Origin of the sequence: Terriglobus sp. YAF25 (assembly GCF_052113305.1) — a bacterium.
Lineage (GTDB): Bacteria > Acidobacteriota > Terriglobia > Terriglobales > Acidobacteriaceae > Terriglobus.
Map to the genome: position 1 here is coordinate 1 of NZ_JBFRCY010001047.1, position 1,082 is coordinate 1,082.

Sequence of the window (1,082 nt, forward strand, 5' to 3'; positions counted from 1 at the left end):
GTGTTCCGAACAGGGTCTTACTTTGCCGGAACGGAGATGGTGATGTTGCGGTATGCGATGACGCCGTGGTGATCGCCCTGCAGATAGAACGGCCCCGGCTCGGCCTCGTTGCTATCAAGAGCGCCGCCGGTCGGGCCGGGAATCTCGACATTGTCGTGGTACATCTTGCCATCGCGCAACACCGTTACATGTCGGCCGACCAGGGTGATGTCAAAGGTCGTCCACTTTCCAAGACCAAGCTCTGAGCCTGCCGGCGGAGGATAGTGGCTGTAGATGGCGCCCATCTCATGCGATGGCAGCTTGCCGCCTTCGGTGCCGACCTGTACCTCATAGCGGCCGCGCAGATAGATGCCGCTGTTGCCACCTTCCGGGCAGTTCACTTCGATATGCAGTTTGAAGTCCTGGAACTTCTCGGTGGTCATGATGTTGGCCGCACCGTGGGTCTTTTGACCGGGAACTTCAGGGTTGTCATTCACCAGCTCGCCATTGCGCGCGACCCATTTGTTGTTGTCGACATTGCCGATCGGCTCCCAGCCTTTCAGATCTTTGCCGTCGAAAAGAGGCGTGGGCTTGGTCCACTTCTTCGGCATGGGCCGATCCAGCGAAGGCGCTTTCACTCCGGCGAGCGCCGGGCCATCGGTGGCGCCGTGCTTCTCGACGCCGGTCAGCTTGCCTGCGCTGGGAGAGGTGAGCTCCCAATTCGTTGCTTCTCCTACACCCACGATCAGTTTGCCCGATTCGATGTGGGCGTCCGAGATCGGATGCCATCCGCCGCCCTTCGGCTGAACGCGACCTTCAATCTTGCCGCCATTCTCCGTCAGCTCAATCCACTGCGGATATGGTTTGCCGGTGGCGGGGGTAACGGTCATATCCCAACGGCCGAGAAACGCTTTGGTGTCTTGCGCGGCGACGGTCGAGGCGAGCGCGATCGCCATGAGAGGTGCAAACAACATCTTCGTTTTCACCCTATGAGTGTAACGCTACCGCCGCTAGAGCATTTCTCCTGTGGGTGTAGAGCAGGGCTTATGCATCTATGGGCGTTTTCCGCAATGAAACGCCGCTGCACGCTCCTCGCGGGATAC

Annotated in this window: 1 protein-coding gene; it reads right to left on the minus strand. The window is 59.5% G+C overall.

Annotated elements, in window-relative coordinates:
- Positions 1-17: 17 nt before the first annotated feature.
- Positions 18-953: a 3-keto-disaccharide hydrolase gene (locus AB4043_RS26425; RefSeq protein ID WP_442308645.1), complete on the minus strand. Its 936-nt coding sequence runs from the start codon at positions 951-953 to the stop codon at positions 18-20.
- Between the last annotated feature and the right edge of the window lie 129 nt (positions 954-1,082).